Origin of the sequence: Ochrobactrum vermis, from assembly GCF_002975205.1 — a bacterium.
GTDB lineage: Bacteria > Pseudomonadota > Alphaproteobacteria > Rhizobiales > Rhizobiaceae > Brucella > Brucella vermis.
This window is the reverse complement of record NZ_PCOC01000002.1, coordinates 1,020,859-1,036,623: the sequence shown is the minus strand read 5'-3', so window position 1 is coordinate 1,036,623 and position 15,765 is coordinate 1,020,859. Positions and strand designations below refer to the sequence as shown.

Below are 15,765 nucleotides of genomic sequence, written 5' to 3'. Positions count from 1 at the left end.
GGCTTACTCGTGGCTTATGCGCGGATCGATAACCGCATAGAGAATATCAACGATCGTATTGATGACCAGAAACCACAATACGATCACGAGAATTGCCCCCTGCACGACGGGGATGTCGCGCAGCGAAACGCTATCAATCAGCAATGAACCAAGGCCCGGCCAGGAAAACAGCTTCTCAACCACCACGGCCTGCCCCATCATCGACCCGAATTGCAGGCCAATTGTCGTAATGATCAGTACCAGCGCATTGCGCATGACGTGCCATTTCACCAGCCTGAAGCTGTTCATGCCCTTTGAGCGAGCGGTGCGGATAAAATCCGCGCCCATCACCTCAAGCACGGCCGCACGTGTTGTCCTTGCGAGCAACGCCAGAGGCGCAACACCCAAGGTCAGCGCCGGTAGAATGATATTCCTTATGCCACCATCACCGTAGCCGAAACTCGGCAACCAACCGAGTGTCAGCGCGAAGAGATACATCGCCAGCAGACCTAGCCAAAATTGCGGTAAAGAGAGGCCAGACACCGCGCCGATCATCGTGACGCTGTCGAGAATGCTTCCAGGCTTCAGTGCTGCTATAAATCCAAGCGGCACACCGAATAGGATCGCAAAGCCCATAGCCGCGAAAGCAAGCTTCAGCGTTGGCCACATACGCTCCTGAATAAGCGAAACAACCGGTTGTCTCGAACGATACGAAGTTCCGAGATCGAACTGAGCCAACTGAACCAGATAGTTGCCGAAACGCACGTGAACAGGCTTATCGAGCCCAAATTCCTGGGTAATTTTTTCGACCATCTTCGGATCGTTCATGCCCTTGCCATTGGCAATAAGGCCGGAAGCGATGCTGCCCGGAACAACACTGAAAATGATGAAAATCAGCAGCGATACCGCGACAACCGTCGGTATCATCTGCAGGACGCGCCGGAAAATAAAGTAAAGCATATGGTCCTCCTTTCGGATCAGCGTAGATTACGCTGGAGCAAAGGGGATCAGTGGCCCGCCCGAAACCGAGCGGGCCGATCCAGATCAGCCGGAATTAGCGACCGGACGGAACCGTGTCGTCGACCCAAAGCTTTTCATAGGACTGGACTGCGAGTTCTGCCGAGTTTGGCTGCAGACCATGCAGCCACGGCTGATGCGCCATGACAGCCTTGTTGTAGTTGAAGAACCAGACCGGCGCTTCTTCCTGCAACAGGTTATTGGCCTTCGTCAGAAGCTCGTTCTTCTCTTCCTCGCTTTTAGCCAGTTTTGCTGCGTCGACGATCTTGTCGAATTCCGCATTGGAGAACTTCTGATAATTACATGCAGATTGCGGCGTCGTGGAATAGAAGCACTGCATCGCTGTCAATGCATCTGGACCGCTTTCAAGCGACCACATATAGGCCTGGAAGTTGCCAGCCGGAACCACATCGGCAAGAACAGATGCTTCCACCGGCTTTGCCTTCACCTTGATACCGACTTTCGCAAGCATCGGAATGATTGCCTGAACGATGGTCAAGCCCCAGCTTTCGTTCTGCGTTGCCGTCAACTCAAACTCGAAGCCATCAGGATACCCAGCTTCTGCAAGCAGGGCTTTTGCCTTTTCAGGATCATATGGATAAGGCTTCGCGTCCTTATCGAAAGCTGGAGATGAGTTTGGAAGCCAGCCGACCGCACGATAAGCCTTGTCTTTGACGAGGCGTTTAATGATGAGATCGCTATCGATAGCGTAGTTGATTGCCTGACGGACGCGCTTATCCTGGAACGGCTTGAAATCCGGATTAAAGCCGACGGCGCGTGTATAGACCTCGGCTACCTCGACCATGTTCTTCGCAAGTTCAGGATCGGCAAGATAGGCAGTGTACTGTGCCGGTCCGAGCACTGCCACGTCGATTTCCTTGTTGCGGAACGCAACGTCACGCGCAGCAGCATCGCCCATGATCATGATATTGATCTTGTCCGCGTATGGCTTGCCCTTTTCATAATATTTGTCCCACTTCTCGACCGTCAAACGGGAGCCTGGAACATACTCGGCAAACTTGTAAGGTCCGAGACCGATCGGATGGCGCTGATACTCTTCGCTATCGCCCTGACCGGCAGGATAAATCGCAGTGTTGTTGCGCATGAACTGATAACCGGGATCGATTGGCTGCTTCAGCGTGATCTCAAGCGTATGATCATCGATCTTTTTCAGTCCGGAAATTTCCTTCGCTTTGCCCTGTGTATATTCATCGGCACCCTTGATTTCGGCAATATAACGCGCTGGCGGGAAAGCCTTCTTCGGGTCCATGATGCGGGTGTAGCTCCAGATAATGTCGTCAGCCGTTAATGGCTTGCCATCATGGAAGAATGCATCCTGGCGCAGTTTATAGGTGTAGACGAGCTTATCATCAGAAACGCTTACATCCGTTGCCAGACCGAGAACTGGCTTGTTGAGATCAGCATCCCAATCGTAAAGTGTGCGGTGGATTGCCTTCGCGTAAAACTCGTCCTGCGTGGCAGGCGAAGCCTGAATGTCGAGTGTCGAGAAGCTGTCACCATAAGGTGCGACGAAATTGACGACACCTCCCGAACGCGGCTCGTCCGCAGCATAAGCTGCTGTTCCAGCCAACAGAACTGCGGACAGTGCCGCCAGCATTGCGAATTTTCTCATATTGTTCCCCTTCATAAATGTAATTCTTGCGATTCAATCGAACCGTCCGTCGGGCAGCTTAACCGAAAACTAGCTGCCCGAAATTGCCCCGAAGCGTTTGCGCTTCAATTCTTTTTATCTGCCCCCGAAACATCGGGAGCATATGTATCAGGATCGTTCGAAAACGACCTCTCCATCGCGCATGGTCAGAACACAGTGCGTGTCGTTGAGAATTTCCTCCGGTTTTGCCGTGAGCATATTGCGTGAAAAGACTGCCAGATCAGCAACCTGTCCCGGTATGAGCTTGCCCTTCACATTCTCCAGCTTCTGAGAAAACGCGCCAAATTCCGTATAGACCTGAAGAGCCTCTTCGATAGTCACGCATTCGCGGGCATCCATCACCGTTCCTTTGCCCGTTTCACGCGTCAGCATCGAATAGATATTCGGGTAGGGATTCGTGTGACAGACGGGTGAATCGCTACCGGTCGCAGGCTTGAAGCCGAGATCTTTCCAGGTCTTCAATGGGTAGCTGGAAAGTGCACGTTCCTCGCCAAGAACAGAGATATATGCATCACCAAAGTCGTAGATGAACACCTGCTGCGGGCATGGATAGATGCCAGCTTTTTTCATTCGCTCATGTTGCTCCGGCGAGGAGAAGCCGCAGTGCTCGATGCGATGACGGCGGTCGGGGTCAGGGTGCGCTGTGAGCGCCTTTTCATAGGCTGTGATCAGCTGACCGATTGCTGCATCGCCGATTGCGTGACAGGCAAGCTGATAGCCCTTCTTATGGGCATCAAGCACCAGCGCTTCCAGTTCCGCATCCGGCAATATCTGCACGCCGATATTGTTGTCATCACCCAGATATGGCTTGCTCATCCAGGCTGTCCGCCCACCTGCCGAACCATCAAGGAAAATCTTGACGGCGCCCACGGTCAGCATGTCGTCGCCAACACCGGACACCAGCCCGGCCTCATAACATTTCTCGACAATCGACGGACCGGGATCACCCAGCAAGACCAGCCAGGTGCGCACCGGCAACCGCTTTTGAAGCTTCGCAACATTATAGGCGCGAATTTCATCAAAGCCCGCAACCTGCCCGACGGCTGCATCCATGACGCTGGTAATGCCATATGAGAGCAATAGGTTGCCCGCAGCCTCTATGGCCTCGATCATCTCTTCGGTCGTTGCCTTTGGAATAGCCTTGCGCACTGCACCTTGTGCATTTTCGGCGACCATTCCTGTCAACATTCCATTTCGCTGCTCGATCAATCCACCATCCGGCACTGGCGATTTTTCATCAATTCCCGCCAGCTCAAAGGCTTTGGAGTTGAAAATAGAAACGTGGCCACAGGCGCGCACCAGCATGACTGGGTGGTTTGGTGCCACGGCGTCGAGCTCTGATTTATGTGGATGGCGACCTATATCGAGCTTGGTCTGGTCGTAACCGCGCGCTCTGATCCATGTTCCCGGAGGGGCCGAAGCAGCCGTATCCCGAATGGCTTCTAGCAAGCTTTGCAATGTCGGCGCTGCCTGAGGCGTCGCGTCGATCCATTTGAGTGTCAGTCCGACGGAAATTAGATGCAAATGAGCATCGTTCAGTCCGGGCGTAGCAAAGCGCCCTTTCAGATCGACCAAATGCGTATTTTCGCCCTTCAAAGACCAAACTTGGTCCTTTGTACCCGTTGCAAGCACCTTGCCTTGCCAGATGGCCAGGGCTTCAACTGTACCCTCTTCATATCCACACCAGATCGTACCGTTATAAACTATGGTATCGGCACACAATTCGGGCATTACAGGCATTTCAGCGATCCCCTCCCTACGTCACGCTTTTTATAAGTGCAGGGAGATTTCCATTGTTGCTTCGAACGATCAAGCCGTGGATTTGTTAAATTTAGAGGGGCAAACTGTTCAAAATGACAACTGCACGGTCAATTTGCCGAAATTTTTGCAAAAGGGAGCCTAAATTTACTGAACAAAACGACAAAGGTCACCACCAAAATGACAGTTCCGTCTCTCCTGCCAGTAATCGCAGCTTATAAATGTCAACGAACAAGCGAAGTATGAACGGCGCTCACTCGTCAGAGTGTCGCACGATCCAGAAAATCTGGATTAACGGCATACCCTGAGCCCATTCCTTGGCTACTGATGAGACCAGCGCAATTGCCGTCAAGGGATGGGGAAAAGGCGTCCCGGTCGACATGACCGCGACGCCGTGAAAACCGCCGATCAATCCGTCAATATGCTGATCCGGGCAACCGCTCAGCCAGTTGCTCAGGCGTTAGCAAATCCGCATGATGGGCGCGCGCAACATCTGGATGCGACCGGAGGCGACTTTTGAGATTGTTTGCGCCGACTTCACGGAAGATCGGATTCAGAGCATCGACAGTCACCCCACGTTCCTTGGTCTTCAATTCATCCGGTAAGTCTATCACCGGGATCGTTGCATCATAACGTGCACCAAGGAAAAAGGCGACAGAGAAGCGCTCTACGCCTGCTGGGGGAGCGACGACACCATGCACATCCGCTCGCACAAATCCATTGGTGGCAAGCTCAAGCAGTTCCCCCGTATTGACGACAAACGTGCCGGGAACCGGAGGTGCGTCAACCCACTCGCCATCTTCCCGCTGGACGCGCAGGCCGGGAACGACGTCTTGCAGCAGCACCGTTACGAAACCCCCGTCCTTGTGGGCTCCCACTCCCTGCTCGCTTTCCGCTACATCACGCCCCGGATACCGGATAATCTTCAATAGCTGGGATGGATGTGGTTCGTAAATCTGGGCGAAGAAATCTTCCGACTGCCCAAGAGCAGCAGCGATTGCTTTCAGAATATCGATACCGACACGTGTTACTTCGGCCTGATAGGCAAGCAGCAACGACTTGAGTTCGGGCAATGCTTCCGGCCATTGGTTTGGACCGATCAGACGCTTCCATGCCGGGCTATCGGCACCAATCGTAGCCGGTTCCGATTCAGTGTTGATATCAAGCTGCTCGCGCCAATCCTGCTGACCACGCGTCCGTTCAAAACCAGCGCGGTTGTAGCCGCGAAAATGTGCCGACTTCACCATTTCTATCTTGAGTTTTTCTTCAGCAGGAAGTGCAAAGAACTTCTTTGCCGTGGCAACGACGTCTTCCACGAGCTTTGGGTCGACGCCATGCCCTGTAAGATAGAAAAAGCCATGGTCATGAAGCGTGCGGCGTAGCTCTTCAATAAAGTTGCCACGCTCTTCGGCAGTTCCATTGAAACGCGACAAGTCGAGCAAAGGCAGATTGATCGGGGTGGTGTGTATGGACATTGGTTTCTCCTGACGAATTCCTAGCGCGAGCGACGGCTGCGTACTACGCGGTGATTGACGAGACGAGCGGCATAGTCGCCCGTGATCTGGATGGATTGAACGATAGCAACCAGAATGATGACGACAGCAACCATGACTTCCGGCATGAACCGCTGATAACCGAAACGAATTCCCAGATCACCTAGACCGCCGCCTCCGACGGTTCCAGCCATCGCCGAATACCCGACAAGGCTGACAAGAGTAACCGTTTGCCCCGCGATGATACCGGGTAGCGCCTCAGGCAAAAGCACCTTGAAAATGATCTGAATTGGCGTTGCGCCCATGCTTTCAGCAGCCTCGACCAGGCTTTGGTCTACTTCCCGCATCGCTGTTTCGGCGAGCCGTGCATAGAGTGGGGTGATTGCCGCCGTCAGCGGAACTATGGCCGCATAGGTGCCAACGGTTGTTCCGGCGATCAGACGCGTTAGTGGAATGATCGCCACCATCAGAATAATGAATGGTGTGGAGCGGACCAGATTGACAGCCGTCCCCGCCACGCGATTGAAGACCGGTCGCTCAAGAAACTGACCCTGGCTGGTCACGACCAGTGCAACACCCAGCGGCAGACCTATCAATGTGGACAAGATGGCAGACGCAGCCACCATAGTGGCCGTCTGCCTCAGCGATTCAAGCAATAGCCCTACGAGCGCCGTCGGAAACAGTTCGGACAACATGACCGATAACCTCTCCATGAAGGTTGAGTGAAGAAAGATAGCTGCAGACGTCCGCAAGATTGGCCGGTGCCCCTTCAGCAACGAGTGTCATGATGCCCAAAGGTTGCCCACCAATATAGTCTATGCGTCCATGTAGTATGTTCGGATTGATCCCAAAGCGCTGCACCAACGTTGCAACAACCGGTGCGTGCGCAGCTTCGCCGGAGAAAATGATGCGGAGAACCGGGTCTGACCCGGCAGCCGGTTCCCGAAGCAGTCGCCGCGACACTTCCGACGGCAAATCGTGGGCGACAATACTTGCCAAAAACGACCGGGCGATAACGGATTGCGGAAAGGCGAAGACGTCGAAGGTCCCTCCACTTTCAACAACTCTTCCGGCATCAAGAACCGTCACATGGTCTGCGATCTGGCGCACGACGTCCATCTCGTGCGTAATGAGCACGATCGTCAGCCCTAACCGTCGATTGATATCTTTCAAGAGAGAGAGGATTTGTTCTGTCGTTTCAGGATCAAGAGCTGATGTAGCTTCATCTGACAACAAAACGCTTGGTTCCAGAGCCAATGCTCTTGCTATGCCCACACGTTGTTTCTGGCCACCTGACAATTCTGATGGATAGGCATCAGCCTTTCCCTTGAGGCCGACCAGATCCAGTAGGTCGTTTACTCGGTTGCTTATGGTGCTGCGATCCACACCTGCCAATTCCAGAGGCAGAGCTACATTTCCATAAGCTGTTCGAGAAGAGAGAAGGCTAAAGTGCTGAAATATCATCGATACGTCACGCCGAAGTCGTCGTAACTCGTCTTGTCCAAGCGTTGTAATCTCACGCCCCGCGACGAATATCTCTCCGCTGTTTGGACGCACCAGGCCATTAAGGCAACGTACAAGCGTACTTTTACCAGCGCCTGACCGACCAATGATACCGTGAATGGTTCCCTTATCGATTTGGAGCGAAACATTGTCGATGATCGGACCAGCCTTCACATCATAAGTCTTTGTCAGCGACCGTATGTCGATAATGGGCTGCAACGGCGCCCTCTCGCGTGGTACGGCGTTCGACACTGGTTCGCTGCGCACGAGCACGTTCATCTCACCAACCCGCTATAATGTTGCCGCCGAACTTCGTCTCGATGAAGGCTTTGACGTCGGGAGACTTATAGGCGTCGGCAAGCGTCTTGACCCAGGGCGCATCCTTGTTTTTGTCGGCAACAGCAAGCAGGCAAAAATAATCAGAAAGCTGATCTTCGATCAGAATCGCATCACGGCTCGGCACCAGCCCGGCGCTCAACGCAAAGTGTGAAGTGATAACCGAGAAATCCACGTCCTCCAGTGATCGCGGAAGCTGGGCCGTCTCCATCGGAATGATTTTGATCTTCTTCGGGTTATCGACAATATCGAGTTCAGTTGCGTTGAACGTCACACCTGGGGTCAGCTTAAGGAGACCGCCAGTTTCGAGCAGCTTCAAGGCGCGGCCCGCATTGCTGGGATCGTTGGGAATGGAGACTTGCGCCCCTTCCGGTAGTTCATCGAGAGATTTGTATTTGCGTGAGTAGCCAGCCATCGGCAACAACACGGTACGCCCTCCCACAGCAACGAGATTAAGGCCCCGATCCTTATTCTGCTGATCAAAGTAAGGTGTATGTTGAAAACCATTGGCATCCAGATCGCCGTCATTCGTGGCTGGATCGATCAGCGCACCATCGGAAAACTCCACAATCTCAATCTCGAGCCCCTTTGCTTTGGCGACAGGCGCAAGCGCCTCGGCGATTTCCGCGTGCGGCCCGGACGTCACGCCAAAACGGATTTTCTCCGCTAATGAAGGTGAAGCTGCGAGTACGGAAAGGAGTGCCGCTGAAACAGCACTGCGCAAGAATGAAACTGAATGCATACTGATTTCCCTGTAGTGATATCGAAAGACGCCTAAGACGCGGCACGCCAATTCCGTTTGTTGTTCCACTTGGCCAGTCGTGAAACGGCATCGCGCAGCGTTTCGTCACGTTTGGCGAAACAGAAACGCACATGGCTGCGTACATCACGCGCGCCGTAAAAAGATGAGATCGGGACAGGAGTTACACCTGCTTCAAGCGTCAGCCGTCGGCAAAAATCGAGATCGTCGTCTCCGGGATCAAGCGGCCGTATGTCGGCCACGGCGAAATAGGTAGCTGGCACAGCGGCGACCTCAAACCCGGCAGATTTCAGGCCTCCGACCAGCAAATCCCGCCGCGATGCCAAAGTAGCGCGCAGATCGAGAAAGTAGCTATCCGGCAACGTCAAACCAATCGCAACCGCCGATTGCAACGCTGGCGGCGTGGTGAAGGTGACATACTGATGTGCACGAGCAATCGGTGCTAGCAGCCTTTCGGAAGACGTCACATAACCGACCTTCCAGCCTGTCAATGAGAAGCTCTTTCCGGCAGAGCCAATTCGTACGACACGGTCGCGGATTTTCTCAACACCCAACAGAGAATGAAACGACCCATTGTCGAAGATCAGATGTTCATAGACTTCATCCGAAACGATCAGAAGATCATGCTTGATCGCGAGTTCGGCGAGAAAATCCAGCTCCTCTAGATCGAATATCTTCCCGATGGGATTCATCGGCGTATTGACGACAATGAGTTTCGTCCGTGAAGAGATCGCTTTTATCAGCTCTTCTTGCGGCAATTCCCAGTGAGGCGGTTTCAGCCGCACCGGCACGACTTTCCCGCCCGCGCGGCGGATAAGCGTGGCATAAGCATCATAAACAGGTTCGAACAGGATAACTTCGTCACCCGTATCCAGATGCGCCAAGAAAACATCAGCCAGAGCTTCCGTAGCGCCGGACGTGATCAGAACCTCTTTTTCCCAGTCAACATCGAGACCCAAAAAGCGACTGGCATTCTCGGCTACGGCCCGGCGAAGAACCGGTAATCCCATCATCGGCGGATATTGTTGCGAAGTTTCGCGAAGAGAGCGGGCAGCCACGTCAAGCAGCTCTGCTGGTTCAAAGCCTTCTGGAAATCCTTGCCCCAGATTGATGGCCCCGCATTCGACGGCAAGCTGCGACATCGCCTCGAAAATAGATGTTCCCACCTCACCGAATATCGGATTAACCACCAGCGCTCCCTTTCTCAATCGAACTTATGGGGAGCAAGATAAAGCCTATAAAATTAGTGGACAAAGCATGGACTTGCCATCGTCGAGCGAGCGAGAGAAAGCTTTTTCAAATTTTGCAGAACGTAAACAGTTTTACATTCCGCAATCGCAATCACCTCTGAATCACGCCGTTCGTCCGTGACGGTTGCGCCAGAACTCTTCAGCTTTCTCAAAGAACTGCGCATAACTTTCGTTATCTGCAGACGCCGCCGTCATCATCGCCATGGCAGCTGTTGCCACGATTGTATTTTCTGCTCGTTTGTCCACTGCGGCACCGGACCAGACACCGGACCAGTACTCGAATGAACTAAAGTTCGAATGCCTGTCACTGCTCTCTTTGGAAAGTATCGGGAGCAACAAATCCGTTTCACGCCCATCGATAAGCCTGTGGATCGTATGCGTTCGGTGCGGAACCAGCTCGGCAACATCGCGACTGGTTGAAACTACGGAAATCGACGAGATACCAAGAAGCGCACCCGCATCGCGATGTAATTCGCGATATGTAGGTTGAGTAACACCCAGAAATGATGCCTTGAGACACATCGGATTGAGAAGGTGAACAAGGCTGTTCATCGACGAACGCGAATCAAACAAAGGATAAAGTGCCATCAACGCGTGAATCTGAGGAGCAAAACCTGCCATCGGCATGAAACAGATACCATGTGCTCTCAAAGCACTTTCAGCCAGGGAATGGGACGTTGCAATCGGCAGATTGATAGCTTCAGCCGCTATCTCAAGTTTGCCCGAGATTTCACCTGTACCGCAGTTGCCATGCATGAGGACCGGATAGCCGGCTCGGGCGACCAGCAAGGCCGAAAGCATGAACCATGGTGACTGCATGGAATTGGGTGATAGATAGGCTGGCCAGTCCAGGGCCGGTATATTCAACCCTGAGTCTACAGAATAAATTCGTCTCGCCGCACGCACCATGCCTGCAAGTTCGGGAGCGGTTTCTCCGCGATAATGGATAAGCCGGAGCAAGGCGCTGATCTGCATCGGATCGGCATTGCCTGTAAAAATCGTCGTGAATGCATCTTCGGCCTCGGACATTTCGAGAGGTCGGGTGTGCCCGACCTTCCGTCCTATCACGGCAATATATTTTGCAAGTCTCCTGACCGGGTCGTTTTCGCCCTGAATATTGGCGAATTGTGCAGCAAGCTGCTCCGGTGTTGGATGATTTTCAAGTTCGACAACCTTGCGGATACCAAGCGGCGGCGGCGCTACAATGGCGCTTCGCTTCCACCCATGATGCCCGGTGCAATTCGATTTCGGCAACTCAGCAAGGTTCAAACTCAATAGCGTTTCAGCTTCACTCGCCAGCCGCCGCAGCCGTCCACGCAACGCTTCTGCTTTCGGGGTTGCCACCATGTTTCGGCCAGAACGAACCAGGATGGGATCGTTGAACTTCTCGCGAATCTGACCAAGCAACCGGCTCATGGCTGCGATGCTCAATCCCATCTGTTTGGCAGCACCGCCAACACTGCCTTCCACAAGAAGCGCATCGAGAGCAACCAGCAGGCGCAATTGCCCCAAACGAAGGCTTTCATTCTCACCTTTCTCCGTTTGTTGCTGGGATTTCGCCTGCTTGCCCGACATCGCTCTATTGCCCGTTCATTTGCGGTTTTTGAAATTTGGAATGCTTATAAAACATGACGATTGACGTCACCTTGTTGCCATACATAAGGAGACCTGAAAACTCAACTTTAAACGGTGACGAAAATGACCAGCTTGTTTCGGGGATTGTGGGCCAACGGTACACAAGACAGGCGTTTGGCCAGCAAATCGCTCATTTATCGGGTGATCCTTGCAGGGACCTGCCTTTCCACAGCGCTACTTCTGAGTGAAACGTTTGCGATCGCCCAAACCGCGAACAACACTACAGAAGAAGCAACTTCAGATGAAGCTGACGCAAAGAAGAAACAGGCGCCGGCAACGGAAGCAGGCATCGAAACGACCGCTGACGGAGCCGTCAAGCTCAATCAAATCGTGGTCACAGCAACTGGCTTCGAACAGAACATCACTGACGCTCCGGCAAGCATCACCGTGGTCCCTGGTGAAGAGTTGGAGAAGGGTGCCTATCGCGACCTGACCGACGCTTTGAAAGACGTTCAAGGTGTAGCTGTCACGGGTTCGGCTGCCGAGCGCGACATATTCATTCGTGGCCTCCCCGGTTCTTATACTCTTCTGCTCGTCGACGGAAAGCGCCAGAGCACACGTGATGCACGTACCAATGGAAACTCCGGTTTTGAACAGAGCTTCCTGCCGCCGGCGCACGCGATTGAACGTATTGAAGTTATTCGTGGTCCTATGTCGTCGCTCTACGGATCGGATGCGATGGGCGGCGTCATCAATATCATCACCAAGAAAGTCTCTGACACGTGGAGCGGCTCGTTCACGGTAGATGGCACGGCGCAGCAACACTCAAAGTTCGGCAATTCGCTTCAGGGCTCGTACTATATCACAGGACCACTCGTTCCGAACCTCGTCGGCGTGCAGCTCTGGGGTCGCGGACTGAAGCGTCAGGAAGATAAGATCATCAACGGAACGCCGGAGCAGCAAGATATTGACATCACCGGGCGTGTCACGATCACGCCGAATGAAGATCACGATATCATGCTCGAATTGGGCAAGACGCGCCTTCGCCGTGATTCAAGCGTCGGCAAGAATATCGACCCAGTTCCCACCCGGGGAACCGCTCCTGTTGATACTTACAACTACAATGATCGCGATCATTGGTCGATCAGTCATACCGGCCGCTGGGGACCGACGACCTCAGAGTTCTCCTTCATGCAGGAAACCGCCAGACGCAGCAGTTTCTCATGGGACAAGAAAAGCGGCAGCTTTGTTGAGGCAATGCGCTCGCCGCATATTCGCAACTCCATACTCGATGGAAAATTCACCACACCTTTCGAACTCCATGGCAATCATACCCTCGTAACAGGTGGTCAATTCATGGATTCGGTTCTGACCGATCAGAATCCAGGCCGTCGCAGCGGACTTGACGAAGAATTTGGTATCAAGCAGTGGGCACTCTTCGCCGAAGATGAGTGGTGGCTAACACCGGACTTTGGTTTGACCGGGGGTCTGCGTATGGACCACCATGAGATTTACGGATCGCATTGGAGCCCACGTGGATACGCCGTTTGGCACGCGACAGAGCAACTGACCCTTAAGGGAGGCATTTCGACCGGCTTCCGCGCTCCTGAAATCCGCACCATTGCACCTGGCTATGCTTACACGACGGGTGGCGGCAATTGCACCTATGGCCCCAACGGCACTTGCGGTGTAATTATCGGCGATCCTAACCTGCAACCCGAAAAAAGCACTAGCTACGAAGCCAGCGCTCTTTGGGATAACCAGGAAGGTCTTCGTCTGGGTGCAACCTATTTCTACACGAAGTTCACGGACAAGATCGCCAGCAACATCCAGTACGATCCAGTGACCGGCGAGCCGCGCCGCTGGGATCAGGATCCAAACTATATTCTCTACTACAGCTACAACATTGATGAAGCTGTTTTGCAGGGTGTGGAACTGACAGGTGAATGGGAAGCCACTTCGACCCTGAATTTTCGTGCAAGCTACACCTATACGGATTCCGAACAAAAGACCGGCGAATATGCCGGGTTGCCACTGGCCCGCACACCAAAGCATATGGCAAGCATCCGCGCGGACTGGATCACCCCGGTCGATGGGCTGAAAGCCTGGGCTTCGGGGAATTATCACGGCGCAGAAATCAATGCAGGTTTGCGCATCGGCACCGTGGGTGAACCTTATGCCTATAACGACAAGGGCAATGTTATTGCGCGCAAATACAAGGCTTATACGACGTTCGACGTCGGCGGTTCGTACGATTTCAGCGAAAATGTAACCCTCAACGCCGCCGTCTATAATATCTTCGATAAAAAGACGACAGTCGACGAACTCAACAATGTTGTTGAAGGACGCCGCCTCTGGGTCGGCATGACCTCCCGCTTCTAGTATCTCAACAACAAGGCGCCTGCCCGCAACGGCGGGCGTCTTTCCATGATTGGATGCTCTTATGAGCGTACTGATGAATATTATACAAAAGGTGTGCCTGATGATGGCAGGGATACTAATGGCTTCCGCTGTCCAGGCTACTGAGTCCGTCACCTCCTCCTTTGACATGGAGGCCAACGGCATCGCCTATCGCATATTCACCGCCGTCCCCAATGAAGCGGCGCCCAAAGGCGGCTATCCGGTGATATACATGGTCGACGGCAATCGCATGTTGCCGATTGCAGCAAAACTCATGGCAGAAAATGCCGCCTTGAAAGCTGTCTTTGTCGGCATTGGCTATCCGACCGATAATCAGGATGAAATTGTTCGCCTGAGGTATTTCGACCTTACGCCTCCCACGCCTGACGATCTGATCCCGGTTCACTTCAATGTGCCGAAGACCGGAGGACGGGACGCTTTTTTCGACTTCATCGACAATCAGGTAAAGCCTGAAATCGAAAAGCGTTTCGACATCAATAAAGAACGACAGGCCCTGTTTGGTCACTCGCTAGGTGGACTGTTCACACTTTATGCCCTGTTCAACCATACCGATTCTTTCCAGAGTTACAGCGCAGCCGACCCATCGATCTGGTGGAACGACCGTTCAATTCTGACAGACAAAGATCAGTTCATCTTCGCCTTCAAAAATGTACCTCAACCGATCCGTTTGCTTATAGAGACCTCCGGCAAGCGCGGTAGCCGCCCGGGCCAGACGAAACAGGACGACGATCGACTGAAAACACTGCGCGGCGGACCTACCGGTTCGGATGTCTTCAACGAGCTTTCCAAACTTCCGCAAATGGACGCAGTCTTTCACCGTTTCGAGGATGAAAGCCACGGCTCAATGATACCGTTGACGGTAGAAGACAGCCTGAGTTTCATTCTGCTCAAACAAGCCCCCCAGCCAAAAAATAACTGAATCTTATCTTTCGGTCTTTGACTGAGATGATACTTGACTGTAAAGCGCAAGATTGATGAAAGGATCGATACCATGCTGAATATCGCTCAACATGTTACACGCTTGTGTGGCGCTGCCATTGTGGCGCTGGGCATCGCTGCAACTGCAAATGCTGCTGATCTCACAATCAAGCATGCTCAGGGTGAGACAGCAGTTCCAGCCTCGCCGGCAAAGGTTCTGGTTTTCGATCTCGGCACTCTCGACAATCTTGATCGCCTCGGCGTCAAGGTGACTGGCGTGCCCAGCGGCATTTCATTTCCCGAGTATCTGAAGAAATATCAGGGCGATGACTATGTAAATATCGGCACATTGTTCGAGCCTGACTACGAAGCTGCTAATGCGGCGGAGCCCGATCTTATCATCGTAGGAGGGCGATCAGCCTCAAAATATGCTGAGCTATCGAAGATAGCTCCCACCGTTGATCTGACGACCAATGCGAAGAATTTCATCGCCGATACGGAAGCCAATGTCGAAAAGCTTGGCCAGATTTTTGGAAAGGAAGCTGAAGCGAAGGACGAAGCAGACAAGCTTAATGCAGCGCTTGCTGCGTTAAAGGAAAAAGCTGCCAACAAAGGCACTGGCCTTCTGATCCTCACCTCTGGCGGCAAGATCAGCGCTTACGGCCCCGGTTCGCGCTTCGGTGTTCTGCACGACAGCTTCGGCGTTAAGCCTGCAGCCCCTGACCTGTCGATCGGCAACCATGGCCAGCCTGTCAGTTCGGAGTTCATCCTTGAAACCAATCCTGACTGGCTTTTCGTCATCGACCGCGATGCTGCCATTGGGCGTGAAGGCAATTCGGCCAAGCAGGTCCTCGACAATGAACTCGTGCGCCAAACCAATGCATGGCAAAAGGATCAGGTTGTCTATCTGAACGCTCAGAACTGGTATCTCATCGGTGGCGGTCTCGGTGCGATTCATAACACGATCGACCAGCTTTCCCAGGCTTTCGACAAGGTAAAGTAACAACTTTCCTAAACCAAATCCGGTCGGGTCACCTATCACAGCAGGTGGCCCGAAATCGTGATCAGGCAACAGAACAGGAC

General features: G+C 53.2%; 12 protein-coding genes. 3 read left to right on the top strand and 9 right to left on the bottom strand.

Translation table 11 applies throughout. The annotated features are described in order from the left end of the window. Positions 1–3: 3 nt before the first annotated feature. The 9 genes from CQZ93_RS19095 to CQZ93_RS19055 form a co-directional block, all read right to left on the bottom strand. Positions 4–939, bottom strand: coding sequence for an ABC transporter permease (locus CQZ93_RS19095; protein ID WP_105544153.1), 936 nt, complete (start codon positions 937–939; stop codon positions 4–6). Between the two features lie 94 nt (positions 940–1,033). Beyond that, positions 1,034–2,629: an ABC transporter substrate-binding protein gene (locus tag CQZ93_RS19090; protein WP_105544152.1), complete on the bottom strand. Its 1,596-nt coding sequence runs from the start codon at positions 2,627–2,629 to the stop codon at positions 1,034–1,036. Positions 2,630–2,776: 147 nt separating this feature from the next. Beyond that, positions 2,777–4,399: an amidohydrolase gene (locus CQZ93_RS19085; protein WP_422616111.1), complete on the bottom strand. Its 1,623-nt coding sequence runs from the start codon at positions 4,397–4,399 to the stop codon at positions 2,777–2,779. 443 nt (positions 4,400–4,842) lie between these two features. Next, entirely contained in the window at positions 4,843–5,901 is a 1,059-nt protein-coding gene (locus tag CQZ93_RS19080; protein ID WP_105544150.1) for an isopenicillin N synthase family dioxygenase, read from the bottom strand. A 20-nt stretch (positions 5,902–5,921) separates the two neighbouring features. Further along, positions 5,922–6,614: a methionine ABC transporter permease gene (locus CQZ93_RS19075; RefSeq protein ID WP_105544149.1), complete on the bottom strand. Its 693-nt coding sequence runs from the start codon at positions 6,612–6,614 to the stop codon at positions 5,922–5,924. After that, positions 6,568–7,701: a methionine ABC transporter ATP-binding protein gene (locus tag CQZ93_RS19070; RefSeq protein ID WP_105544148.1), complete on the bottom strand. Its 1,134-nt coding sequence runs from the start codon at positions 7,699–7,701 to the stop codon at positions 6,568–6,570. Before CQZ93_RS19070 ends, CQZ93_RS19075 begins: the two co-directional genes overlap by 47 nt. Before the next feature lies 1 nt (position 7,702). Continuing rightward, the gene (locus tag CQZ93_RS19065) at positions 7,703–8,500 is read right to left on the bottom strand and encodes a MetQ/NlpA family ABC transporter substrate-binding protein (protein WP_105544147.1); all 798 of its coding nucleotides are present in this window, start codon (positions 8,498–8,500) and stop codon (positions 7,703–7,705) included. 32 nt (positions 8,501–8,532) lie between these two features. Next, positions 8,533–9,708, bottom strand: a complete 1,176-nt coding sequence (locus tag CQZ93_RS19060) for an aminotransferase (RefSeq protein ID WP_105544146.1) — start codon at positions 9,706–9,708, stop codon at positions 8,533–8,535. A gap of 162 nt (positions 9,709–9,870) precedes the next feature. Then, entirely contained in the window at positions 9,871–11,343 is a 1,473-nt protein-coding gene (locus tag CQZ93_RS19055; protein ID WP_105544145.1) for a glycosyl transferase family protein, read from the bottom strand. Between the two features lie 123 nt (positions 11,344–11,466). On the opposite strand from CQZ93_RS19055, the gene CQZ93_RS19050 reads away from it, so the two are divergent. From CQZ93_RS19050 to CQZ93_RS19040, 3 genes are all read left to right on the top strand, one after another. Next, positions 11,467–13,725, top strand: a complete 2,259-nt coding sequence (locus CQZ93_RS19050) for a TonB-dependent receptor domain-containing protein (RefSeq protein WP_286154208.1) — start codon at positions 11,467–11,469, stop codon at positions 13,723–13,725. Between the two features lie 118 nt (positions 13,726–13,843). Then, positions 13,844–14,683, top strand: a complete 840-nt coding sequence (locus tag CQZ93_RS19045; RefSeq protein ID WP_286154206.1) for an alpha/beta hydrolase — start codon at positions 13,844–13,846, stop codon at positions 14,681–14,683. Positions 14,684–14,755: 72 nt separating this feature from the next. After that, complete coding sequence (locus CQZ93_RS19040; RefSeq protein ID WP_105545220.1) at positions 14,756–15,685, top strand: siderophore ABC transporter substrate-binding protein; 930 nt, start codon at positions 14,756–14,758, stop codon at positions 15,683–15,685. Positions 15,686–15,765: the final 80 nt, after the last annotated feature.

Coding starts and splice junctions, on each gene's coding strand:
- CQZ93_RS19040 (WP_105545220.1), top strand. CDS start 14,756: ATGCTGAATATCGCTCAACATGTTACACGCTTGTGTGGCGCTGCCATT.
- CQZ93_RS19080 (WP_105544150.1), bottom strand. CDS start 5,901: ATGTCCATACACACCACCCCGATCAATCTGCCTTTGCTCGACTTGTCG.
- CQZ93_RS19070 (WP_105544148.1), bottom strand. CDS start 7,701: ATGAACGTGCTCGTGCGCAGCGAACCAGTGTCGAACGCCGTACCACGC.
- CQZ93_RS19095 (WP_105544153.1), bottom strand. CDS start 939: ATGCTTTACTTTATTTTCCGGCGCGTCCTGCAGATGATACCGACGGTT.
- CQZ93_RS19050 (WP_286154208.1), top strand. CDS start 11,467: ATGACCAGCTTGTTTCGGGGATTGTGGGCCAACGGTACACAAGACAGG.
- CQZ93_RS19085 (WP_422616111.1), bottom strand. CDS start 4,399: ATGCCCGAATTGTGTGCCGATACCATAGTTTATAACGGTACGATCTGG.
- CQZ93_RS19075 (WP_105544149.1), bottom strand. CDS start 6,614: ATGTTGTCCGAACTGTTTCCGACGGCGCTCGTAGGGCTATTGCTTGAA.
- CQZ93_RS19090 (WP_105544152.1), bottom strand. CDS start 2,629: ATGAGAAAATTCGCAATGCTGGCGGCACTGTCCGCAGTTCTGTTGGCT.
- CQZ93_RS19055 (WP_105544145.1), bottom strand. CDS start 11,343: ATGTCGGGCAAGCAGGCGAAATCCCAGCAACAAACGGAGAAAGGTGAG.
- CQZ93_RS19065 (WP_105544147.1), bottom strand. CDS start 8,500: ATGCATTCAGTTTCATTCTTGCGCAGTGCTGTTTCAGCGGCACTCCTT.
- CQZ93_RS19045 (WP_286154206.1), top strand. CDS start 13,844: ATGGCTTCCGCTGTCCAGGCTACTGAGTCCGTCACCTCCTCCTTTGAC.